The 22,088-nt window shown below is 50.7% G+C and carries 26 protein-coding genes; all 26 read right to left on the bottom strand.

The window, feature by feature from the left end; all coding sequences use genetic code 11:
• Nucleotides 1-177 precede the first annotated feature (177 nt).
• Entirely contained in the window at nt 178-930 is a 753-nt protein-coding gene (locus F3H20_RS02440; protein ID WP_149733384.1) for a YwmB family TATA-box binding protein, read from the bottom strand.
• A gap of 190 nt (nt 931-1,120) precedes the next feature.
• Entirely contained in the window at nt 1,121-1,531 is a 411-nt protein-coding gene (locus F3H20_RS02435; protein ID WP_149733383.1) for a F0F1 ATP synthase subunit epsilon, read from the bottom strand.
• 3 nt (nt 1,532-1,534) lie between these two features.
• Nucleotides 1,535-2,947, bottom strand: a complete 1,413-nt coding sequence (gene atpD, locus F3H20_RS02430; protein WP_149733382.1) for a F0F1 ATP synthase subunit beta — start codon at nt 2,945-2,947, stop codon at nt 1,535-1,537.
• Nucleotides 2,948-3,029: 82 nt separating this feature from the next.
• Entirely contained in the window at nt 3,030-3,890 is an 861-nt protein-coding gene (gene atpG, locus F3H20_RS02425) for an ATP synthase F1 subunit gamma (RefSeq protein ID WP_149733381.1), read from the bottom strand.
• A gap of 6 nt (nt 3,891-3,896) precedes the next feature.
• The gene (gene atpA, locus F3H20_RS02420; RefSeq protein WP_149733380.1) at nt 3,897-5,432 is read right to left on the bottom strand and encodes a F0F1 ATP synthase subunit alpha; all 1,536 of its coding nucleotides are present in this window, start codon (nt 5,430-5,432) and stop codon (nt 3,897-3,899) included.
• Nucleotides 5,429-5,998 carry a F0F1 ATP synthase subunit delta gene (locus tag F3H20_RS02415; RefSeq protein ID WP_149733379.1) on the bottom strand — a complete coding sequence of 190 codons (570 nt, stop codon included), beginning with the start codon at nt 5,996-5,998 and terminating at the stop codon, nt 5,429-5,431. Before F3H20_RS02415 ends, atpA begins: the two co-directional genes overlap by 4 nt.
• Nucleotides 5,992-6,501 carry a F0F1 ATP synthase subunit B gene (gene atpF, locus F3H20_RS02410; RefSeq protein ID WP_149733378.1) on the bottom strand — a complete coding sequence of 170 codons (510 nt, stop codon included), beginning with the start codon at nt 6,499-6,501 and terminating at the stop codon, nt 5,992-5,994. Before atpF ends, F3H20_RS02415 begins: the two co-directional genes overlap by 7 nt.
• A gap of 210 nt (nt 6,502-6,711) precedes the next feature.
• On the bottom strand, nt 6,712-6,963 hold the full coding sequence (atpE, locus tag F3H20_RS02405) for a F0F1 ATP synthase subunit C (RefSeq protein ID WP_091743796.1): 252 nt from the start codon (nt 6,961-6,963) through the stop codon (nt 6,712-6,714).
• A gap of 61 nt (nt 6,964-7,024) precedes the next feature.
• The gene (atpB, locus tag F3H20_RS02400; RefSeq protein WP_149733535.1) at nt 7,025-7,693 is read right to left on the bottom strand and encodes a F0F1 ATP synthase subunit A; all 669 of its coding nucleotides are present in this window, start codon (nt 7,691-7,693) and stop codon (nt 7,025-7,027) included.
• 4 nt (nt 7,694-7,697) lie between these two features.
• Nucleotides 7,698-8,102 (bottom strand): ATP synthase subunit I, encoded by a 405-nt coding sequence (locus F3H20_RS02395; protein WP_091743797.1) that lies wholly within the window; start codon nt 8,100-8,102, stop codon nt 7,698-7,700.
• Between the two features lie 25 nt (nt 8,103-8,127).
• Nucleotides 8,128-8,340 carry an AtpZ/AtpI family protein gene (locus F3H20_RS02390; protein ID WP_149733377.1) on the bottom strand — a complete coding sequence of 71 codons (213 nt, stop codon included), beginning with the start codon at nt 8,338-8,340 and terminating at the stop codon, nt 8,128-8,130.
• A 173-nt stretch (nt 8,341-8,513) separates the two neighbouring features.
• Nucleotides 8,514-9,686, bottom strand: a complete 1,173-nt coding sequence (wecB, locus tag F3H20_RS02385; RefSeq protein WP_149733376.1) for a non-hydrolyzing UDP-N-acetylglucosamine 2-epimerase — start codon at nt 9,684-9,686, stop codon at nt 8,514-8,516.
• A gap of 177 nt (nt 9,687-9,863) precedes the next feature.
• Entirely contained in the window at nt 9,864-10,892 is a 1,029-nt protein-coding gene (locus F3H20_RS02380; RefSeq protein ID WP_149733375.1) for an MraY family glycosyltransferase, read from the bottom strand.
• A 243-nt stretch (nt 10,893-11,135) separates the two neighbouring features.
• Nucleotides 11,136-11,804: a nucleoside triphosphate pyrophosphohydrolase family protein gene (locus F3H20_RS02375; RefSeq protein ID WP_149733374.1), complete on the bottom strand. Its 669-nt coding sequence runs from the start codon at nt 11,802-11,804 to the stop codon at nt 11,136-11,138.
• 95 nt (nt 11,805-11,899) lie between these two features.
• A complete protein-coding gene (locus tag F3H20_RS02370) occupies nt 11,900-12,352 on the bottom strand; it encodes a deoxycytidylate deaminase (protein WP_223191571.1) in 453 nt (150 codons plus the stop codon).
• 137 nt (nt 12,353-12,489) lie between these two features.
• Nucleotides 12,490-13,116, bottom strand: coding sequence for a uracil phosphoribosyltransferase (gene upp / locus F3H20_RS02365; protein ID WP_149733372.1), 627 nt, complete (start codon nt 13,114-13,116; stop codon nt 12,490-12,492).
• 11 nt (nt 13,117-13,127) lie between these two features.
• Nucleotides 13,128-14,363 carry a serine hydroxymethyltransferase gene (locus tag F3H20_RS02360; protein WP_149733371.1) on the bottom strand — a complete coding sequence of 412 codons (1,236 nt, stop codon included), beginning with the start codon at nt 14,361-14,363 and terminating at the stop codon, nt 13,128-13,130.
• A gap of 31 nt (nt 14,364-14,394) precedes the next feature.
• Nucleotides 14,395-14,940 carry a TIGR01440 family protein gene (locus F3H20_RS02355; RefSeq protein WP_149733370.1) on the bottom strand — a complete coding sequence of 182 codons (546 nt, stop codon included), beginning with the start codon at nt 14,938-14,940 and terminating at the stop codon, nt 14,395-14,397.
• Between the two features lie 58 nt (nt 14,941-14,998).
• On the bottom strand, nt 14,999-15,469 hold the full coding sequence (locus F3H20_RS02350) for a low molecular weight protein arginine phosphatase (protein ID WP_149733369.1): 471 nt from the start codon (nt 15,467-15,469) through the stop codon (nt 14,999-15,001).
• Nucleotides 15,470-15,630: 161 nt separating this feature from the next.
• Nucleotides 15,631-16,230, bottom strand: coding sequence for a manganese efflux pump MntP (locus tag F3H20_RS02345; protein ID WP_149733368.1), 600 nt, complete (start codon nt 16,228-16,230; stop codon nt 15,631-15,633).
• A gap of 122 nt (nt 16,231-16,352) precedes the next feature.
• Nucleotides 16,353-17,399, bottom strand: coding sequence for an L-threonylcarbamoyladenylate synthase (locus F3H20_RS02340; protein ID WP_149733367.1), 1,047 nt, complete (start codon nt 17,397-17,399; stop codon nt 16,353-16,355).
• A gap of 17 nt (nt 17,400-17,416) precedes the next feature.
• Entirely contained in the window at nt 17,417-18,301 is an 885-nt protein-coding gene (gene prmC / locus F3H20_RS02335; protein ID WP_149733366.1) for a peptide chain release factor N(5)-glutamine methyltransferase, read from the bottom strand.
• Nucleotide 18,302: 1 nt separating this feature from the next.
• A complete protein-coding gene (prfA, locus tag F3H20_RS02330; RefSeq protein ID WP_149733365.1) occupies nt 18,303-19,370 on the bottom strand; it encodes a peptide chain release factor 1 in 1,068 nt (355 codons plus the stop codon).
• 50 nt (nt 19,371-19,420) lie between these two features.
• A complete protein-coding gene (locus tag F3H20_RS02325) occupies nt 19,421-20,332 on the bottom strand; it encodes a DUF1385 domain-containing protein (protein ID WP_149733364.1) in 912 nt (303 codons plus the stop codon).
• A gap of 110 nt (nt 20,333-20,442) precedes the next feature.
• Complete coding sequence (gene rpmE, locus F3H20_RS02320) at nt 20,443-20,646, bottom strand: 50S ribosomal protein L31 (protein WP_091743812.1); 204 nt, start codon at nt 20,644-20,646, stop codon at nt 20,443-20,445.
• Between the two features lie 118 nt (nt 20,647-20,764).
• The gene (locus F3H20_RS02315; RefSeq protein WP_223191570.1) at nt 20,765-22,009 is read right to left on the bottom strand and encodes a radical SAM protein; all 1,245 of its coding nucleotides are present in this window, start codon (nt 22,007-22,009) and stop codon (nt 20,765-20,767) included.
• Nucleotides 22,010-22,088 lie beyond the last annotated feature (79 nt).

Genomic DNA, 22,088 nt, shown 5'->3' with positions numbered 1-22,088 from the left:
TGCTGCCGGTAAACTGCTAGGGCTTGTTTGAAAAGTAACGGACCCATGGCGAGTGATTTTTGTGTCAGACGAGACAAAACTTCACAGGAATAGCGCGGTCCCTATTTCAAAAAATTTTAACGCCCTATGCACAAAAGGCGCCGTCAGGGAGCGATGCGGATAATTTGAAAACACACCCTAATACTCCCTGGTTATAATCGGAGAGCCAATCAGCATATACGTTCGATTTTCCGTTGCACTGTACCGCATAGCTATATTGAGATTAATCTGCCTGCCGTTAGTCATGACATAATCATCTATGGCTTTGGTATATCCTGTGCAGCTAACCACATTCTCATCAAACATAACCGGATCTATCGTAGCATGGACGGCTGCGAAGGCCCGCTCAATCCGCCCCTGCCATTCGTCCCTAACTAGTTTACCATCTAGGTATCCTACCAAGCAAGTATTTATACGCGGTCCACTGCCAAAATCCTGCAATATGGCGACCGCCTTTTTATTATATTCCCTTATATGGCTACCATTTTCCTTCTCTGTCAAGTTTATTACCAAATATCCCCGCCAGGCTCCCCTGGATGGTACCGAAGCCGGCAGCCGGATCAACTCGGCCATAATGACAAACTGCTTTTCGCCGTCGTCGGTTTCCGCTTTTGCCATATGCCGTTGCGAAGTATTTTCCTGTATGATCCGGTATTGCCCCGCCGTAAGTCCCAACCTGTTCGCAACCTGTTTCACCGTCGGCAGCAACTCTTCTTCTGTCAAAAATTCAGTGTTCAGCTCGGTCCAGGCGTGAAGATTTGTTTCCGCAAGCCGGAACCCGGCTTCCTGCAGAGCGTCGCGCAAGGGTTGCGCCGGCTCCGGTGAGGCCAGACTAATCCGCATAGCCAGCAAATATAGGCAAATGAATAGAGGAATCATTCTAACCAGCAATACCCTCTTCGCCTCCCCTCGCTCATTTTATTTCATATCTTCATTCTTGCCAGTTTTTAGGGGAGTTATGCAAGGGAATCAAAGGGAGCTTTGCCTAAAAAAGCCTGTTGCTAAACCTATCGTATTGTATTGTAAAACAGAGTATGGTAAAGGTCCACAAAAAAACAGGCCATTACAGCCTGCTTTCTTATCACATCTTATGCTCTTTCCTGGCAAGTCTTAAGCGCAGCACCGCTCTTTTTAAGGCGGCTTCCGCCCGGGCAATGTCGATGCCTGACTGGCGGTCCTTAAGACGTGTCTCCGCCCTGTCTTTAGCAGCTTGTGCCCGTATAGAGTCAATCTCCTCGGGACTCTCCGCGCAGGTTGCCAGAATCGTTGCTTTATCTGGCTGCACCTCAAGCAGACCGCCGCATAAAGCCAGTTGCCGCTCTCCGTCATCCGTCAGCAGGCGAAGAATCCATATATCCAAGCCGGCAATAAGCGGCGCGTGGCCCGGTAAAATACCGACGTCGCCATTGGTTGTCCGGGCAATAATCATATTGACCTCGTCAGAAAAAGCAACTTTTTCAGGGGTAACAATATCCAGCTTAATTTTAGCCACGGCTTATTCCCCCTTCATCGTTTTCGCCTTTTCCACCACTTCGTCAATAGAGCCTACCATATAAAATGCGCCTTCCGGCAGACTGTCATGTTTACCGCTCAAGATTTCTTTAAAACCCCGGATGGTTTCCTTCAAAGGCACAAACTTGCCCGGCGTACCGGTAAAGGTTTCGGCCACAAAGAAAGGCTGACTTAAAAAACGTTGAATTTTTCTTGCTCTGGCAACCATCAGTTTATCCTCGTCGGACAACTCTTCCATACCTAAGATGGCGATAATATCCTGGAGTTCCTTATAGCGCTGCAGCACTTCCTGCACACCGCGCGCCACCTGATAATGTTCCTCTCCGATGATATTAGGGTCAACAATCCGGGAGGTGGAGTCAAGCGGGTCTACAGCAGGATAAATACCAAGCTCGGCAATCGATCTTGACAATACCGTCGTGGCGTCCAAATGGGCAAAGGTTGCCGCCGGTGCCGGGTCAGTCAAATCGTCAGCCGGTACGTATACAGCCTGTACTGAGGTGATTGAGCCTTGTTTGGTCGAGGTTATCCGTTCCTGCAGGGCGCCTACGTCGGTAGTCAGAGTGGGCTGGTAACCTACTGCGGAAGGCATACGCCCCAGCAGGGCCGATACTTCCGAGCCGGCCTGAATAAACCGGAAAATATTATCAATAAACAGTAAAACGTCCTGTCCACCGACATCACGGAAATATTCAGCCATGGTCAGGCCGGTCAAACCGACCCGCATGCGCGCTCCCGGCGGTTCGTTCATTTGTCCGTATACCAGCGCTGTCTTTTCAATAACGCCGGACTCGCTCATTTCCATCCATAAGTCATTGCCTTCACGCGTTCTTTCGCCTACGCCGGAGAAGACGGAATAACCGCCGTGTTCAGTAGCAATGTTGCGGATCAGTTCCATAATCAAAACCGTCTTGCCTACCCCGGCACCACCGAATAAACCAATCTTGCCGCCGCGGGCGTAGGGCGCAATCAAATCGACGACTTTAATTCCTGTTTCCAAAATTTCCGTCGACGTTTCCTGCGATTCAAAGCTGGGGGCCGGGCGGTGAATCGGCCAGTAATCATCGGCTTCTATCGCCGCAGGATTATGGTCCACCGGCTGGCCTAATACATTAAATACCCGTCCCAGCGTACCTTTGCCCACCGGGATTTTAATCGGTGCGCCCGTATTTTCCGCTTCCATGCCGCGGGTTAACCCGTCTGTGGAAGACATGGCTACACAGCGGACGATGCTGTCGCCTAAATGCTGCATAACCTCTACGGTCAAATTTATTTCCACATCCCCGGACTGTCCTTTGATCTTGACCGCATTATAAATAGCGGGCAATTGTTCCAGGGGAAATTTAATGTCAACCACCGGACCGATAACTTGTACAACATGACCTAACGTATTCAGGGGGTCCCCCTCCTCTTTGCAAGTAAGCCGACAAGGTTTTGCTTTAAGCCGCTATCGGACTTACCGAATTTTTCTTACATACCTATTTCAAAGCTTCCACACCGCCGACAATTTCAGAAATTTCCCGGGTAATGCTTGCCTGACGGACTTTGTTGTAATTGAGCGTGAGTTTTGCAATCAGCTCTTCCGCATTATCGGTCGCCGAACTCATCGCCGTCATGCGGGCGCCCAGTTCGCTGGCCGCCGCCTGTAAGAGTGCATTATAGACGGTTGTTTCCAGATATTGCGGCAATAACACGGAAAGCACCTCTTCTGCCGAAGGTTCAAAAATATACTCCTGCTGCCCCTCCGGTTTACCATCGACCTGCTGTCCGGTATGATCCACCGGCAACAGCTTAACCGTCGTCGGTTTTTGATTGATGGGCGAAAGAAATTCGGTGTACACCAGGTAAATTTCATCGTACTGTCCGTCTAAAAAGCCCTTGCTAGCCAATTTCGCAATATCAACGGCATGCAGATAGGTCGGTTTTTCCGAAAAACCAGTCAGCTCGTCGTCAATAGTAAACTTACGGCGCTTGAAATAATCCCGCGCCTTGCGTCCGATCGTAATCAAACCGCTTTCCCGTTTCTCGCGAATGATCGGCAAGGCCTCCTTGATCACATTGCTGGCATAAGCGCCAGCCAAGCCTTTGTCCGGACCAATGATGATAAAGCCGGAACGTTTAACCTCCCGGACTTCCAAGAGCGGCAAAGCAGTGTCCGCAGCGTTAGCCGACACATTGGCCAGGACTTCCTTGATTTTATCGGTGTAAGGACGACTGGCGATAGCGCGTTCCTGGGCCCGGCGCAACCGGGCGGCAGCGACCATTTTCATCGCCTTGGTAATCTGTCCGATATTTTTTACGCTTTTAATGCGGCGACGTATATCCTGTGCACTAGGCATATTTTATCACCCCGCAGCACCTTGCGTTTTATCATAAGAAACAAAGGTATCTTTAAATTCCACAATCGCTTTTTTCATAGCCGTTTCAATTTCTGCGTCCAATACTTTTTTCTCACGAATTCCCTTGCCGACTTCTGCATAATTAGCCCGCATGAACTTTAAATATTCGGCTTCGAATTTACTGATTTCATCGGTCGGAATATCATCGAGGAAGCCGTTTACAGCCGTATAAATGACCATAACCTGCTCTTCTACCGGCAACGGCGAATATTGCGGCTGCTTCAACACTTCCATAGTCCGCTGACCGCGGTCCAGCAAAGCTTTGGTGGCTTTATCCAGGTCCGAGCCAAATTGGGCAAAAGCCGCCAATTCCCGGTACTGTGCCAAATCCAAACGCAGACGGCCGGCAACCTGGCGCATAGCCTTAATCTGGGCGGAGCCGCCAACGCGGGATACGGACAAACCGGCGTTAATAGCCGGACGGACGCCAGCATAGAACAATTCGCTTTCCAGAAAGATCTGGCCGTCGGTAATCGAAATAACATTAGTCGGAATATAGGCCGAAACGTCACCCGCCAGCGTTTCAATCACCGGCAGTGCCGTAATCGAGCCGCCGCCAAGCTCATTGGAAAGTTTCGCAGCCCGTTCCAGCAGGCGGGAGTGTAAGTAAAATACGTCGCCAGGGTAAGCTTCCCGACCGGGTGGACGGCGCAGCAAGAGCGACATGGCCCGATAAGCCATTGCATGCTTGGACAAATCGTCATACACGCAAAGCACATGGCCACCTTTATACATGAAGTATTCACCCATGGCTACACCGGAGTAAGGCGCCAGATACTGCAGCGGCGCATTATCGGAAGCGGTTGCCGTTACCACAATGGTATACTCCATGGCCCCGTTTTCCTCGAGGATTTTAACAACACGGGCCACGGTGGAGGCTTTTTGTCCAATAGCCACATAAATGCAAGTTACACCGTGTCCCTTCTGATTGATAATGGTATCTACGGCAATCGCCGTTTTTCCGGTACCGCGGTCACCGATAATCAGCTCACGCTGTCCCCTGCCGATGGGCACCATAGAATCCAGTGCCTTGATGCCTGTTTGCAGCGGTTCTTTAACCGACTGCCTGTCGGCAATGCCCGGCGCGGTATATTCAACCGGCCGAAACTCGGTGGTAGCGATCGGCCCTTTGCCGTCAATCGGCTGTCCCAGCGCGTTGACTACCCGGCCGATCATCGCTTCGCCTACCGGCACCTGCATAATCCGGCCGGTGCGACGAACGGTATCGCCTTCCTTAATCTCGGTTTCGCCGCCTAAAAGCACACCGCCCACATTGTCTTCTTCCAGGTTAAGCACCATGCCGTATATGTCATTGGGAAACTCCAAAAGCTCTCCGGCCATCGCCTTGGTCAGCCCGTGAATACGCGCTATGCCGTCGCCTACCTCAATAACAGTCCCCACGTCATCGACATTAAGGTCTACCTGATAATCTTCTATTTGCTGTTTGATGATCGCCGTTATTTCTTCTGGCCTCATTTTCATACCTGGTTTGTCACCCCAATCTTAGCTCCACTGTTCAGCAGTGAAGTCTTGAGTACTTGAAGCTGCCGTAGAACACTGCCATCAATTAATTTATCCCCGATTTTAACAATGACGCCTCCTAAAATGGCGGAATTAAGTTGCATTTTCACCAAAACATTTTTTCCTGTCGCCATTTTTAATTTAGCCGCCAAAGCCTGTTGCTCAGCATCGGAAAGCGGCAGCGCTGTGGTTACTTCGGCTTCGATTACCTGATTTGCCTGATTGACAAAGTTCTGAAACTCCCGTACGATAGCGGGCAATAAAGACTCACGCCGTTTATTCACCAGAAGCAGCAGAAACTTATATACAAAGTCAGTCAATTCCTGAAAAAAAACTTTACTGAGTGTCTCGCTTTTCGCAGCCGCCGGAATGCGCGGATGATAAATCAGCTTAGCAAACTCCTCATGCCCGGCAATGGTCGTTTCCACCATAACAAGCTGCTCATGGGCCTCTGCTACTTTATCTTTTTCACTGGCTAACTCAAAAATGGCCTGCGCGTATTTTAAAGCTAACTGATTAGCTAACATGGCAGGCCACCTATTTTCTTCTCGTCCAGTTTATCCATAAAGTCAGAAACCAATTTGGAATTTGTTTCGGCATCCAGGTTCTTTTCAATAATCTTGGCAGCCGCAGCCATGGACAAGCCCACCACTTCGGCGCGCAGCTCGGCCAAGGCCAATTCGCGCTCGCGGGAGATTTCCTCCTGAGCGGCTTTCAAAAGACGAGCATGTTCCACTCTGGCTTCTTCAATAATTTCCTCTTTGTTCTTTTCAGCCTGTTTCATAGCCTTGTCCACAATTGCCTGCGCTTCGGCCCTGGCTGCCGTGAGCTGAGTCTGATATTCCCGCTTCAGATCCGCCGCGTCCTGCCTGTCTTTTTCGGCCGTGGCAAGATCGTCGGCAATACTGGCCTGACGAGCTTCCATCATCTCCATTAAAGGCTTGTATGCCAATTTTTTCAAAATGAACACTAAAATAAGAAAGTTTATAATTTGCGCAATAAGTGTCGCATTTATCTCCAACGAGGTCATCCTCCTCTTAAAGGCATATAACAGAACGCCGGCAGAGCGACATAGGCACTCTGTTCCAGACGTCTCTGCTATCTCCAGCTTTAGCATAGCCGCTAAGAATAAGGTAAAAACAGACGGCTGAAGCACCAGCCGCAGCTCGTCATTTATTTACCTGTTCTCTAAAAGCAAGCTCTGCCGTTTGACGGGTCATAGTCTTCCATTTGTTGTTACTTAATGAACGAAAGGATTAGCGAAAACCAGCGCAAGTGCGATAACCGCAGCAATGATTGGAATTGATTCGATTAAGCCTACCGAAATAAACATATTTACCAAAATCGTGTTTTTGGCCTCAGGCTGTCTAGCGATACCTTCAATTGCTTTCGCGGTCACGCTGCCATCGCCTACGGCAGCACCAAAGGCGGCCAAACCGATAGCCAAAGCAGCAGCAACTACCGAAGCGGCTACAATAATAGCATGTTCCATGTAAATATCCTCCTTTCCCCAGAATGGCCCTTATCAATATAAAGTATTAGAGCAGTCACAATTAATGCTGCTCGTCCTTAAACGAGTTGGACAAATACGCCATGGTCAGCATGGTAAAAATAAATGCCTGAATGATGCCGACCACTGTACTGAAAGCCAGCCATAAGGTCGGTATAAAGTAAGGAACCAAAAGCCCCAAGATAATCAACAGGCCTTCACCAGCCAGGATATTGCCAAAAAGACGGAAGGATAAAGTGACCGGCTTAGCAATTTCCTCAATAATATTAATCGGTAAAAAAAAGACATACGGCTCAATAAAATGTTTCAAATAAGCGCCAATTCCTTTATTTATCATACCAATGCCATGAACCAACACCACAACCATCAAAGCCAGTCCCAAGGTCGTATTCAGATCATTGGTCGGCGAAGTAAGGCCGGGAACCAGTCCTAGCCAGTTAGACAAAAGCAAGAACAAGAATAAGGTAATTAATAACGGCGCCATTTTCTTACCCTTAGGACCGATGGTACTCTCAATCTGTTCCAGCAAGCCGCTTACCGCTATTTCTAAAGCATTCTGCCAGCCTCGCGGCACCATCTCCAGCTTGCGAACGGCCAAACCAGCAATGATAATGACGATCGCCATCGTAAGCCAAGTCATATACAGCGTATCCATATTAAAGGCCAAACCAGCAATATGGACCAGTTTATGTTCGCCAATTCCATGTTCCATCATTTCACCCCTTTCTGTTATCCTTAGTACAAACCGACTTGCCGTCACGCACTGCCAGCCTGACAGCATGCAAAAATACAACTACATGCAGTAAAAACAAGCCGGCAATTACTCCTAGTATATCCAACGCCGGTATTTGCATAGCCAAAAATGCGGAACAAGCAATAAAAATCAAGCGCAGCAGCCAGCCCTGGCGCATGTGAAGCAGGGCACTGCGCAAAGGCAGCTCCGCCGTCTTTCTTATCCGGAAACACATCATCAGAAAATATACAGCACTGATAAGTAAACCGGCAAGCAGGCCGTTAGCCAGCGCCGGTTTTCCCCAGATGAGAAGCATTGCATAGGCAAGACCTCCCGCTGCAGCTAAAGCGAGAAATACACATTTTACTTCTGAAAAATAATTCAGCATCTTTCCCTTTCCCTGTTTCCTAAACCTAATATTTCACGGCCTTTTTATAGATAGCCCACAGGCCGGAAACCATACCAAGAACGATGCCTGCCACACTGGCCCAGGGAGCACAGTCCAACCAGTTGTCCAGCAACCGTCCCAGAAAAATTCCGACAGCAATATTAGCGACAAGAGTAAAACTCAGTGTTGTAGCAATGCCCAGGGCAGAAAAACCTGGCTGCTTGTCTTTTTTGTTCATAAACATCCCCCGCCGTCTACAGATCCAGCAAAAATCCGGGGTAAGCCTTGCGTTTACTTTTACATTTATTCCTAACAAGCAATTCATTTCGCCAAACCCGAACGAAATCCTTCTGGCTTTTGAGCAAAACCAGCCAAAAAGCTAAGAAATTTCCATTTTCGACAAATGCAAAGCTATACCTTAAAGATATCCGGTTTTTGCCCTATATATCCATATGTAAATAAAATAGCCTGCGCGATTCGCCGGGAAGCCTGTCCGTCGCCATAAGGATTACAAGCATTGGCCATGCTCGCATAAGCCTTCTCATCGGCCAGCAGACGGTGAGTCTCCTCATATACACAGGCCCGTTCAGTACCGACTAAACGCACTGTCCCGGCTTCAACCGCCTCCGGCCGTTCCGTAGTGTCCCGCAGCACCAATACGGGTTTGCCTAAGGCCGGTGCCTCTTCCTGAATGCCGCCGGAATCGGTCAGCACCAGATAAGAACGGGCTATTAGATTGGCAAAAGGTTCATAATCCAGCGGATCAATCAAATGCACCCGGCCGATCCCGCCTAGTTCGGTTTGAACGACTTCCCGGACCTTTGGATTTTTGTGCACCGGAAATACAATCTCCACATCGGCAAACTCCTCGACGATTCGCCGGAGTGCCTGGTAAACATGGCGCATCGGCTCGCCCAAATTCTCCCGCCGGTGCGTCGTAACCAGTATGACGCGGCGATTCTGATAATCAATGCCGGATAACAGCTCATTTTGAAATACATAGCCGGGATTAACGGTTGCCTTCAAGGCGTCAATAACGGTATTGCCTGTCACCGTGATCGCCTCTTCCGTCACCATTTCAGCCAAAAGATTCGCACGGGACACTTCGGTCGGCGCAAAATGCAGATCGGCCAGCGATCCGGTCAGCTTTCGATTCATTTCTTCGGGAAAAGGAGAATATTTGTTGCCTGTCCTAAGTCCGGCTTCCACATGCCCTACCGCCGTTTGATGATAGTAGGCGGCCAAAGCGCCGGCAAAGGTGGTGGTTGTGTCGCCATGAACCAGTACGATATCCGGTTTTTCCTTGCCGATGGCTTCATTTAGTCCGTGCATCGCCCGGCAAGTAATATCAAAAAGCGTTTGCCCCTGGGACATGATATCCAAATCATAATCCGGTGTGATGTTAAACAGTTTAAGCACCTGGTCCAGCATTTCCCGGTGCTGGGCGGTTACCACCACCACCGGGGTAATCCACTCGGGGTATTTAGCCAGTTCAAGCACAACCGGTGCCATCTTGATAGCTTCCGGCCGTGTGCCGAAAATCGTCATAACCTTAATCCGCGGCTTTTTCTCGCATTGCAACATATTTGTTAACTCCTTCCGTGTGTCACCGAAAATGGGCGGGCATTATGCCCGCCCGTAGTCTCTGTATACTCGTGCAATTATTCTTCTTAACGGACCAGTGATCCATCAACCCTGAAGCTGCAATTCTTCACGGACTTCCGTAAGGCTGCATTGTCGTTGACTCACCTATGTCCGGCACTAGTGGCTCTCTGCCGATTTACCGGATTTTAATACGCCAATTTTCCTCGCTCCGAAAAAGGCAACTACCAGCACAACGGCGATAATAATAGCCCCCAGGCCCTTGTTTACTTCGGTCAGTGCAATGGCGCTAAGGCCCAGACAGCCACTGATTACATACATCAATAATACAGCCTGCTTCTGAGTAAGTCCCATATCCAGAAGGCGATGATGCAGATGCCCCCGGTCAGGCTTAAAAATCGGACGGCCGTTGCTGTAACGGCGGATAATGGCAAAAGCCGTATCCATGATCGGCAGGCCAAGCGCTAAAATAGGCACAATCAACGCAATGGTTGCCGCACTCTTTACCATGCCAAGGATGGATACGGCAGCCAGCATATAGCCTAAAAACATACTGCCCGTATCACCCATAAAAATCTTGGCCGGATTGAAATTATGCTGTAAAAAACCCATCGCACTGCCGGCTAAAGCGGCCATCATAATAGCTACCGACCAGAAGTTCTGCTGTAGGGCGACCAAGAGGATAGTGATGGAGGCAATTGTGGATACCCCCGCAGCCAAACCATCCAGCCCGTCAATCAGATTGACCGTGTTCGTAAGTCCGACAACCCAGAGAATGGTAAGCGGAACCGACAGATAATTAATGTATATCATCTCGCCAAAAGGATTGGTCAGCCACTCGATTCGAACGTCAAACAAAACCAGTACGGCAGCCGCCAGTATCTGTCCAAACAGCTTAACCTTGGCCGGAAGAGGTTTTAAATCATCAATAATGCCAACAATCAAAATCACTGTGCCCCCAATGAGCAGCCCTGCTATCTCATGGGTAATCTGCATACTGGAGACAACAGCAAGAATAAACCCGGCATAAATGGCCAATCCGCCCATACGGGGGATCGGACTGGTATGCACTTTCCGGGCGTCAGGTGCATCCATAGCTCCGGCCTTAATCGCCAAATCTTTTATATGTGGCGTGGCAAAATAAGCCACAACCAAAGCAACAACAAAGGCAACAACATATGCCTGCATAAGCTTAACACCTCATTTCTAAACCAACGTTTTCATTCTAACCTACGGGTCATATCTTGTCAAACCGGTATCTTCCAGTCAAAACCATCTAAATCTAGTATTTTCATCATCAACAACTATATTCATGATAAACAGATAATATACTATAAAATTTGCCCATATTTCAATCTTTTTAAAACAATTTCTTTCAGCCCCGGCAGAATTTTCCTCACTAAGGACAAAACACAGCAGAATAAACAGCCGTCACGCGCAATAGCCCTTCCTTCTCAGCTTCGCTACATGCCGCTGCGTCAGTGCGCTGATATCAACTTGATATGATTCGGCCAAAATATACATCATGGTAAAGCAGCACTGTGCCACATCCAGCAATTCCGCCGCACAACCCTGCAGCGCCGCTCTGGCCGCCAATTCCGGACATTCCCCGGAAGCCCCCTGGCGCTTGCCCAGAAACTGGGTCAATTCGCCCACCTCTTCCTGGATCTTGCACACAGTAGTTAACAGAGTGACCTGTTTTAGCCGCAAACGCGGTAAGACCAGATATTTAAAGTTGCCGGCTGTCGTAATGTTGTAGGCGCCGGAACGGTCAAAGTCATAGCCCTTCGCCGACAACTTGTCCAAATGCGCCTGTATTAATTCACCGGTCGAAAAGTCGGAAAGCTCGGGCATCTGTTCCATTACAAATATCATCGTGACACAGGTCTGAGCCACATCTAAGAGTTCACCGGTCACTTCTTCCAGCAAGACAGTTGCCTCCCGGTTATCGGCAATTTCCGCTGCCTTCAGTCCCTCATAGGGTAGAAAATGAAGGACTGCCCTGGCCAGTTCACCGGCTTCCTCCATAATTTTAAGCAACGTAGAATCCAGCGTAGGGCTGAGATGATTCAATTTTGGTAAATAAATCGGCTCCAGCATAGCACCTTACTCCGTACTCATATTTACGTAAAATTTTAACATATTGACTGACTTTTGTACACATGAAAAATTTATGGGAAACCGCAGGCTGGCTGTTATCGTAACTGTTCATAGACAATTCCCGCTTCTTCCAGCATGTCCACTGCCAACTGATCGGGATAGCCATTTTCAAAAACAATACGGCGAATTCCCGCGTTAATGATCATTTTGGTACAAACCGAACAAGGCTGATGGGTACAATACAACGTGGCTCCTTCAATTTCAACGCCATGAAAGGCCGCCTGAACAATGGCGTTTTGCTCGGCATGGGTACCGCGGCATAGTTCATGACGCTCACCGGAAGGAATATTTGCAGCCTGGCGTAAACAGCCTGTCTCACTACAGTGTCTGATTCCCTGCGGTGCACCATTGTAGCCGGTGGTCAACAGCCGTTTGTCTTTCACAATGGCTGCCCCCACCTGACGCCGCAGACAAGTGGAACGGGTTGCGGCCACCCGTGCCATTTCCATAAAGTATCTATCCCAAGACGGACGGTCCCTCTCACTCACATTTACAGCCTCCATATCGTTTATCGTTGTCAGTTACGATTATATGCGCTGGCCTTTCTCCTGTCCAGCCGTTATTTGCTCTGTCTGCAGGACAGACGGTAGTAAAAAAGAGAATCCCGCCGGATTCTCTTTTTTATCTATTTCGTGCCAAATATTCTGTCACCGGCATCGCCCAGACCGGGAACGATATAGCCATGATCATTAAGATATTCATCAACAGCAGCCGTATACACTTCTACATCGGGATGCTGCTTATTGACGAGCAGTACGCCCTCCGGCGCCGCCACCAAACACATCAGCTTAATGTGACGGGCACCCTCCCGTTTTAAAATATCAATGGTTGCCGCCGATGAGCCGCCGGTTGCCAGCATCGGGTCAATGACGACAAAATCCCGTTCCGCCACGTCCGGCGGCAGTTTGCAATAGTATTCCACAGGCAATAAGGTTTTCGGATCGCGATATAGTCCCACATGACCGACCTTGGCAGCGGGAATTAACCGCAAAATACCGTTAACCATCCCCAAGCCGGCTCTCAAAATAGGCACAACGCCCATTTTCTTGCCTGCCAGCATTTTGCACTGGCATTTAGCAACAGGTGTCTCTATTTCGGTTGTTTCCAATGGCAGATCACGGGTGATCTCATAGGCCATCAGCATGGAAATTTCATCTAGCAGCTCCCGGAACTCTTTCGGTCCTGTTTTTATATCACGAATTAAGGATAGTTTATGTTGAATTAAGGGGTGATCAATGATTTTAACCTGCATGTATTCATCTCCTACTCATATAGCGGATATTTTCCGCACAATTCTGCGACCATAGCAATCGCCTTGGTCCTAGCCGCTTCGTCTTCCGGCCGGTTTAAGACCATGGCAATGATTTCGCCGATAACCGCCATATCTTCTTCCTGCATGCCTCTGGAGGTCACTGCCGGCGTTCCGATACGGATACCGCTGGTCACAAAAGGACTGGCCGGATCAAAGGGAATGGTATTTTTATTGACGGTTACACCGACCTCATCAAGCAATTTTTCCGCTTGCTTGCCTGTTAGGTTCTGTCCGCGCACATCGACCAGCATTAAGTGGTTGTCCGTGCCGCCCGACACAATGGTAAAGCCCGAAGCAGCCAGTTTAGCCGACAGAGCGCTGGCATTCTTGATAATTTGTTCCTGATACAGACGGAACTCCTCGCTGGCCGCCTCTTTAAAGGCAACGGCCTTGGCCGCAATGACATGCATCAAGGGGCCGCCCTGAATACCGGGAAAAATCGCCTTATCCACGGCTGCCGCATATTCAGCGCGGCATAGAATGACGCCGCCCCGGGGACCACGCAGCGTTTTATGGGTCGTAGTAGTCACGATATCGGCATAGGGCACCGGATTTGGATGCAAACCGGCAGCTACCAGTCCGGCGATGTGAGCCATATCGACAAACAGCATGGCCCCGGCTTTATGAGCAATCTCCGCCAACCGGGCAAAATCAATCACCCGCGGATAGGCACTGGCTCCGGCGACCAGCATCTTAGGCCGGTGAGTCATGGCCAGATCTTCCAGTTCCTCATAATTGATACGGTGTGTCTCGGCATCGACACCGTAGGCAACAACATTGTAATATTTGCCGGAAATATTAACCGGGCTGCCATGAGTCAAATGGCCGCCATGGGAAAGGTTCATACCTAGAATCGTATCGCCGGGTTTTAAAAAGGCAAAATATACCGCCGTATTGGCCTGGGCTCCCGAATGAGGCTGCACATTGGCGTGTTCAGCGCCAAACAGCGCTTTCACCCGGTCAATCGCTAACTGTTCAATTACATCCACATGTTCGCAACCGCCATAGTAACGGCGTCCGGGATAGCCTTCCGCATATTTGTTGGTCAGAACCGATCCCTGCGCTTCCATAACGGCTTTGCTGACAAAATTTTCAGAAGCAATGAGTTCCAGTTTATTTTGCTGACGCTGACGTTCCAATTCAATCATCCGGGCAATTTCCGGGTCAAATCCCTTGAGCACACTCATCCTTATTCTCCTCCAAATCTCATCCTGTAAATTATTCGTATATAGCCCGGGCCCCGCCAATCAATTTAGGACGGGTGCGGGCGGCAACAACCGGCGCCGCCCCGATGTATTTCTGCTGCAACCGGACCGGCACCGCAACCCGCTTCAAATGCATGCCAATCAGGGTATTGCCAATATCCAGCCCGGCATGAGCCTGAATGGCTTCCACCACCACCGGCTCAGCGAAGCTTTGCATGGCACAGGCAGCTAAAGAACCACCGGCCTTAGGCGCCGGCCGAACGCAGACCTCCTCCAGCCCATAACGTTCCAGCACCGCACGCTCCACTACCAGTGCACGGTTTAAATGCTCACAGCATTGAATTGCAAGCTGTACGTCGTATGTTTCGGCCACCTGCATGAGGCCAGCCAGCACCGCACGGGCAACTTCCGTTGAGCTGTCCGAACCAATCTGTGAACCCCGCACTTCACTGGTGCTGCAGCCAACTACAACAAGCTGTCCGGAGCGCAAAACAGCCGTTTTTAAAAGTTCCTCAGCAGCCTTTACTGTTTCCTCTGTAAGATGAGCAACCTCAGACATGGCATCCTCCTGTGTCCTTTGCTTGAGCATGACTTACATCTCAACAAAAATTCTCCATTTAATATTCTTTTCCTGCTAAAGCGACAATTTTTTTCCAAGCTTGTCCCAATAGAAAATCAATCTCCGCCGCTGCGCTGTCATAGGTTTCATAACTGCCGCCGTAAGGGTCGTCCACATCCCCGGCGGCGCCAACAAATTCACACAAAGTAAACACCTTGTCGGCCGCCTCCGGCGCCAAGGCCAGCACAGCCCGTTTGTGGGACAGGGCCATGGTCAGGATCAGGTCGGCTGCGGCAATCGCGTCCGCCGTCAGTTGACGTGAGCGATGTTCTTCCAGCGAAATATGCCGGGCTTGCATCACTGCACAGGCAAATTTTGATGCCGGATACTCGTAGCCGGCCATAATCCCTGCCGACAAAACGTTAACTTTATTGTTCAGACCGGCCTGTCTGACTTTTTCGCACAATAAAGCCTCAGCCATCGGACTGCGGCAGGTATTTCCCGTACAAACAAACAAAATATGCAGCATAAAAACGCCTCACTTTTTTAGTATAGCCAAATCCGTTAGGATTAGTATTTATCAGCCCTAATCCTTTACATACTGTTGATCTATTTTTCGCAACCCTCGTTATGGTCATTCAGACCGTATGCCTACTGTCTCAAACTAGCAAATTCCAGCCGTTTATCCTCTTATAAAGCATGATATAAAACATGCAGGCCCAAACCAATCAGTACCGCCCCGCCGGCCAGTTCCGCCCGGGAGCCAACATACCGGCCAATCCGGCGTCCTAGGCTTAACCCCAGCACGGCAATGCAAAAAATGACTGTCCCCAGCATCCCGCTGAGCTTAATCAGATCCACATCCATCATGCCCATACTAAAGCCGGCCGCCAAAGCGTCCATACTGACGCCAACGCCCAAGAGCAGCAGCGCCCAGCCTTTAAGAATCCTGCCGGGGGCCGTCTTGGCCGCTCCCTGCCCGGCTATATTCTCTTTAATCATATAGGCGCCCAACCCCATTAACACAACGGCCCCAAATGCACTGGCCCAGTTTTGTATCACCAGCGAGGGAGTTGCCACATGGTATGTTTCAATGTGTTCGACAAGTGTTCCCAGCCAATGGCCAAAATGGTAGCCAGTCAGAATCATCACAATATGAAACACCGCGAATACAAACGAAGCCCAGACAATCACGCGCCATCTGATTCTATTCATGCCAATGGGAATGGCCACCGAAAACAAATCCGTCCCTAACGCAACGCTTAAGATGAATATTTCCAGGCTATTCACAGTCCCACCTCCGCGTTTATATATATGTGGATAGCGGAGTGGATAGTCTAAAAAAAACCGCTGATTTATTCACAAGACGCGTCCCGACAAATCCTTTTGCACCCGGCGCGTCGAAATTGCATTTATTTTTTTATAATACGGTAGCCGCTGGCCTTGCGCAGCCGGTTCATCACCGCCAGCCCCAGGCCCTGTTCACTGACGGCCTCGGCAAAAATAACATCAACCGGTTTATCGTCAAAATAACGGAGCACCGTATACAGCCTGGCGGCGGCTTCTCCGGCATCCCGGTTGCAGCCCAAACTGGCTTTGACCGGTTTATCCGGCAGCAGAGCCAGTGTTTCATCAAAGGCCACCACGCCAGCCCGTAATCCCTGTTTCTCTGCCCCGGCCAGTTCCCGCAGCAACACAGGCACTGTCTCTGCCGGCGCTACCTCTAAGAGCGTCATCGGGACTTTTGGCGCATAGTGTGTATATTTCATGCCGGGAGCGCGAGGCGCCGCATCGGCGGCAGCCAAAGCGGCATCTACTTCCACTTCACCTAACGTCGCCAGCAGTTGCTCCAGCGTTATCCCTCCGGGCCTTAGCAGAGTAGGTACGGGTGTGGTACAATCGACAATAGTCGACTCCACACCGATAGCACAGTCACCGGCATCTACCACGGCAGCAATTTTCCCCGCCAAATCGGCCAGTACGTCAGCGGCATTGGTTGGGCTGGGACGGCCGGAAATATTCGCACTCGGCGCGGCCAGCGGTGTGCCGGCCTGCCGGATAAGTTCCCTGGCCACCGGGGAATCGGGCAGGCGCACAGCTACCGTGTTCAACCCGCCGGTAGTCCGGTCCGGCACGATGGCGGTCCGCTCCAAAATAACAGTCAGCGGCCCCGGCCAAAAGGACTCCATCAACACTTCGGCGTTAGCCGGAATTGAGGCAACCAGCCGCACTACTTCCTGACGGTCGGCAATATGCAAGATCAACGGATTGTCCGAAGGACGTCCCTTAGCCTCATAAATGCGCTCCACCGCCGCGGCATTCAGCCCGTCGGCCCCCAGACCGTACACGGTTTCCGTAGGGAAAGCCACCAGAGCGCCGGCCTTAATGTAGGCTGCGGCTTCCGACAGTTGGGCACGGTCCGGGCTATTCTTATCAACTACAAAATGCTTAGTCTCCATCTCTGTTCTCCTTTGCCTCATTGCGGTACCGGCTGACGGGGGTCGCGTAGTAAAACCACCCGGTCAATGCCGCCATAATCCTTAACTATGGCTTCCACCAGGAACTGCTGTTTTCTGCCTAGTTCCGCCACCGCATCGGCTTGGCCCTGACCGACTTCAAAAGCCAGCAGGCCGCCGGCCACAAGATAAGCGGGCGCCGCCTGGCTGATCCGGCGGTAAAAATCAAGCCCGTCAACTCCGCCATCTAAAGCCAGGTGAGGTTCTTTTCTCACCTCGGACGTGAGTCCCGTGATATCTTTTTGCGGAATATAAGGCGGATTGGAAACAATTACGTCAAACTGCCGGCCAGCCACCGCTGAAAAGACGTCGCCTTTACACAACGTCAGCCGGTCGTCTACACCAAGGCGGTAAGCGTTCTCCCGGGCAACCAGCAAAGCCTCTGGCGAAATATCCACAGCCACGCCGGTGGCCGCGGTCAGCGTATGTAACATGCTAATGATAATAGCGCCGCTGCCTGTGCCGATATCCAGCAGAGCCGGCGCAGCCGTATTCTGTCCGGCCAGTTTGGCCAACACGGTTTCCACCAGAATTTCCGTATCAGGCCGGGGGATGAGTACTGCCGGACTAACCTGGAAGGCCAGACCCATAAATTCCCGGCAGCCGGTAATATAGGCAACCGGTTCCCGCAGCACCCGACGTTTGACTACCGCCCTGAAAGCTTCCAGCTCCCGCTGTTCCAAGGGTTGGTCAAAATGGACATAAAGATACAGCCTGTCCTTCCCCAGGATATGGGAAAGCAGTACTTCAGCATCCAGGCGTGGATTATCCACGCCCTTGTCTTGGAAGTACTGCCTGGTCCAAGTTAAAATTGTCCCAATCGTCCATGCATGCTTTTTTTCCATCTTATTCAGCCTGCTTTAAACGTTCGCTCTGGTCCACCGTAATCAGCGCTTCAATCATTTCATCCAGATCGCCGTTTAGTATAAAATCCAATTTATGCAGGGTCAGGCCAATCCGGTGGTCCGTCACCCGGCCCTGGGGAAAATTATAAGTGCGAATCCGCTCGCTGCGGTCGCCTGTTCCCACCTGGCTTTTACGAGCTTCCGCCACCCCTGCCCGCTGTTCCTCCTCGGCGGCTTCCAGCAGCTTGGCCCTGAGCACCCGCATCGCCTTGTCACGATTTTTGAGCTGCGACTTCTCATCCTGACAGGTTACCACGATACCGCTGGGCAAGTGGGTAATTCGGACGGCCGATTCCGTTTTATTTACATGCTGACCGCCGGCGCCGCTGGCACAATAGGTGTCAATTTTCAGATCGTTCGGATTGACAGTGATGTCCACTTCCTCAGCTTCCGGCAGCACAGCCACCGTTACGGTAGATGTATGAATACGTCCGCTTGACTCGGTCGTCGGGACGCGCTGCACACGATGCACACCGCTTTCATATTTCAGACGGCTGTAAGCCCCATCACCGTCCACGACAAAAACAACTTCCTTAAAACCGCCCAAATCAGGTGCATTGGCATCCAGCATTTCCGTCCGCCAGCCCCGGTTTTCCGCATAGCGCGTATACATACGGAACAAATCGCCGGCAAACAGCGCCGCTTCGTCACCGCCGGCGCCGCCCCGGATTTCAACAATAACGCTTTTATCATCATTGGGATCGCGCGGCAGCAGTAAAATCCGCAGTTCGTCGGTCAACGCCGCTTCCCGGCCTTTTAACTCACTGAGCTCGGCTTGGGCCATATCCCGCAGATCGGCCTCCGGATTGTCGTCTAACAGTTCCCGGGTATCGGCCAGTCCCTGCAGCACCGCTTTATACTCCCGGAATTTAACAATCAGCGGCGTCAGCTTGGAGTGAGCCCTGGTGTGCTTTTGCCATTCTGTCATGTTGGCAATCACTGTCGGATCACTGATCAGATTTTCCAATTCACTGTATTTATCTTCAATGGCTTGGAGTTTATCAAGCACAAATCTTCACCTCATCAATATAGTACTTCGTCAGGATTACAAACCTCCGGCTAGCAAGCCGACGGGCTGCAAAGGCCTTCCGGCGGCGTAGCAGTCTCCGGGTCTTCTGCCGGCCGGACCGCTTCAAAGGCCTGAATGGCCACCTCAATTTGGTCGTCGCTCGGTTCGCGGGTCGTCAGCTTTTGCAGCCATAATCCCGGTAAAATGGAAATTCTGACCCAGGCTGCCTGACTGCGGCCGGCGAACCGGATAATCTCATAGGCAATACCCGCCACCAGTGGCATCAGAATAATCCGGGAAACAATCCTCTCCCAAAGGGAAGGCCAGCCCAGGAAGGCAAACATAATAATACTGACCACCATAACAATAAGCAAAAAATTGGTGCCGCAGCGCGGATGGAGCGTGCTAAAGCCCCGGACATTGTCCACTGTAAGCGGCATACCGGCCTCATAGGCATGAATGGTCTTATGCTCTGCCCCATGGTATTGAAAGACCCGCTGAATATCCTTCATTAAAGAGATACCAACGATGTAAACTAAAAATACGGTCAACCGTAAAATGCCTTCAAACAGATTGAGCAGACGGGCGTCGGTAATGGCACTGTGGATATATTTCGCCGCGTAGGTCGGCAATACGACAAACAGCAAAATAGCCAGGCCCAGCGAAAATATCATCGTCATGGCAATTTCCTTATTGCTCAGTTCCTCGCCTTCCTCACCGGCCGCCTGGGCCGAGAAGGACAACGCCTTCAAGCCGATAACCAGTGATTCGATTAGCGCAACTACACCTCTGATCATTGGCTTTTTTAAAACAGGATATTTATCGGCAACAGAAACCAAATCTTCCTTTTTTACCATAATCTCACCGGAAGGTTCCCGCACCGCCGTGGCGATGGAAGCAGGGCCGCGCATCATGACGCCCTCGATAACTGCCTGACCGCCTATATAAATCTTAGGTTTCACAACACTCACCCTTTCTATAAGGCCGGAAACGTTTTTCAAGTCTGCCGGCCGCATCGGTTATCTATCGCTGAATACAAATGAAGCAGAGCGTTTCTGCTCTGCTCCTCGTTTTAGGCTTGTTGACCATAACGCTTATTGAATTTCTCGATCCGGCCGCCGGCAGTAATATTACGTTGTTGGCCGGTGAAAAACGGATGGCACTTAGAGCACACATCAACGCGAAGTTCTTTTTTTACAGAACCGGTCACAAAAGTATTGCCGCAACCGCAAATGACTTTTGCTTCGCCATAATTAGGATGGATTTTTTCTTTCATTCTATCTTTGCACCTCGTTTCGTGTAAACAATTGGATTATCGCTAAATAATTATAGCATACCAATATGTGTTATGCAATATTGTTTCCGTTTCTATTGTGTTCCATCAGTATTTTTCTTCACCGTTTAGTAGTAAAGAAGTGACTAAAGCTACCGACAACAATCTGCGGCTGGTGTTTAATCAGTTCCGCCACAAAACGCTTTACTCCGATGGCCGTTCCCCTAGCGGGCGGCATGCTCTGCAAGAACAGGTCGGGGTCCAAGTTCAGATTGCGCAGTTGGATCATATCCACCTTGGTCTCGGCCAAAAAATCCAACCAGGCCCCTACTTCCTCCTCCCGGTCATTTAATCCGGGGAAGGAAAGCATATTCAGCGACACTCTGACGCCTTTTCCCTTGGCATAGCGGATGGACTCTTTTACCTCATCCAGCCGGTACTGGCAGCGATAGTAAGCCTGATAGGTCTCCGGGATGGCGCTGATTATGCTGACTCGCATACTGTCCAGCCCTGCGTCGACAATGGTTTTCACACCCCTGCCAAAACCACCGTTTGTATTCATATTGATAACCCCTCTGGCCGTCCGGCTACGGATAAGCCGGATGCCTTCGGCAATATTTTCAAAAGCTAGCGAAGGTTCTCCCTCACAGCCCTGCCCGAAGCTGACAATAGCCTCCGGCGCCCCGTCCAGGTGATATACGCCAACTTCGGCAATTTCCTCCGGAGTCGGCCTAAAAGTAATACGACTTTGCGGTGACGGGCAGCACTCGGCCGGCTGCAAGGAAATGCAGCCAAGGCAGTCGGCATTGCAGGCGGGAGACACCGGAATCCCGGCTTCCCAGCGGCGGTAGAATAGATTTTGCGCCGTACAGCACTGCCATTCCAGCGAACAACGGGCCAGTTGTCCGACAATCCGGTTGCCATCAAACTGTTTTTGCAGCCGGCGCACCCGTTCTTTTATGTCCGATGTATTATAGTTGGTGGGACACCAATTTTCATCATCATCGCTCTTGACCGCCGCCACGTAAATGCGGTCCTGATAGAGAGCCGCCGCCGTATAGCCATAAAGCGGCAGGACCGGCGCCCCCTCTTCCTTGCAAAAAGCGGGCAAATGGGTCCGGGTATAGCCGGCTGGCAACAAAGCAGCTACCGCCAGCCCACCGGCCGGTACCTTCCGGATTTTGCCGTTTTTCCCCACACCAAGCGCCGTACGCTCCGGCAAGTAGGCCAGCGAGGCTCCTTCCGGCAGAGGAATCATGTCTTCCGGCGTCAAGACAGCCTCCTCCCAGCCAGTTCGTCCCATCGCCTGATAACCCGGCGCATCAAATATTTCTCCTCTTTTATCTGCAAACAATGCGGTTAGCAAATCAAACCAGCTCCTACCACTTTTCTAAAAACTATTCCTGACAGGGTAGTAGTCCACCACAGCTACATTGATTTCCTGT

This window comes from Propionispora hippei DSM 15287 (assembly GCF_900141835.1).
GTDB lineage: Bacteria > Bacillota > Negativicutes > Propionisporales > Propionisporaceae > Propionispora > Propionispora hippei.
Note: the sequence above shows the minus strand (reverse complement) of the source record. Positions and strands in the feature narration are given on the sequence as shown.

Bases quoted from the DNA above. Each gene is read 5' to 3' on its own strand.
- atpB (WP_149733535.1), bottom strand. From the start codon at position 7,693: ATGGAACATGGAATTGGCGAACATAAACTGGTCCATATTGCTGGTTTG.
- atpA (WP_149733380.1), bottom strand. From the start codon at position 5,432: ATGAAAATGAGGCCAGAAGAAATAACGGCGATCATCAAACAGCAAATA.
- atpF (WP_149733378.1), bottom strand. From the start codon at position 6,501: ATGACCTCGTTGGAGATAAATGCGACACTTATTGCGCAAATTATAAAC.
- F3H20_RS02360 (WP_149733371.1), bottom strand. From the start codon at position 14,363: ATGAGTGTGCTCAAGGGATTTGACCCGGAAATTGCCCGGATGATTGAA.
- upp (WP_149733372.1), bottom strand. From the start codon at position 13,116: ATGCAGGTTAAAATCATTGATCACCCCTTAATTCAACATAAACTATCC.
- atpG (WP_149733381.1), bottom strand. From the start codon at position 3,890: ATGCCTAGTGCACAGGATATACGTCGCCGCATTAAAAGCGTAAAAAAT.
- F3H20_RS02375 (WP_149733374.1), bottom strand. From the start codon at position 11,804: ATGCTGGAGCCGATTTATTTACCAAAATTGAATCATCTCAGCCCTACG.
- F3H20_RS02395 (WP_091743797.1), bottom strand. From the start codon at position 8,102: ATGCTGAATTATTTTTCAGAAGTAAAATGTGTATTTCTCGCTTTAGCT.
- wecB (WP_149733376.1), bottom strand. From the start codon at position 9,686: ATGTTGCAATGCGAGAAAAAGCCGCGGATTAAGGTTATGACGATTTTC.
- F3H20_RS02390 (WP_149733377.1), bottom strand. From the start codon at position 8,340: ATGAACAAAAAAGACAAGCAGCCAGGTTTTTCTGCCCTGGGCATTGCT.
- F3H20_RS02350 (WP_149733369.1), bottom strand. From the start codon at position 15,469: ATGCTGCATATTTTGTTTGTTTGTACGGGAAATACCTGCCGCAGTCCG.
- rpmE (WP_091743812.1), bottom strand. From the start codon at position 20,646: ATGAAAGAAAAAATCCATCCTAATTATGGCGAAGCAAAAGTCATTTGC.
- atpE (WP_091743796.1), bottom strand. From the start codon at position 6,963: ATGGAACATGCTATTATTGTAGCCGCTTCGGTAGTTGCTGCTGCTTTG.
- F3H20_RS02340 (WP_149733367.1), bottom strand. From the start codon at position 17,399: ATGGAGACTAAGCATTTTGTAGTTGATAAGAATAGCCCGGACCGTGCC.
- F3H20_RS02380 (WP_149733375.1), bottom strand. From the start codon at position 10,892: ATGCAGGCATATGTTGTTGCCTTTGTTGTTGCTTTGGTTGTGGCTTAT.
- F3H20_RS02355 (WP_149733370.1), bottom strand. From the start codon at position 14,940: ATGTCTGAGGTTGCTCATCTTACAGAGGAAACAGTAAAGGCTGCTGAG.
- F3H20_RS02415 (WP_149733379.1), bottom strand. From the start codon at position 5,998: ATGTTAGCTAATCAGTTAGCTTTAAAATACGCGCAGGCCATTTTTGAG.
- prmC (WP_149733366.1), bottom strand. From the start codon at position 18,301: ATGGAAAAAAAGCATGCATGGACGATTGGGACAATTTTAACTTGGACC.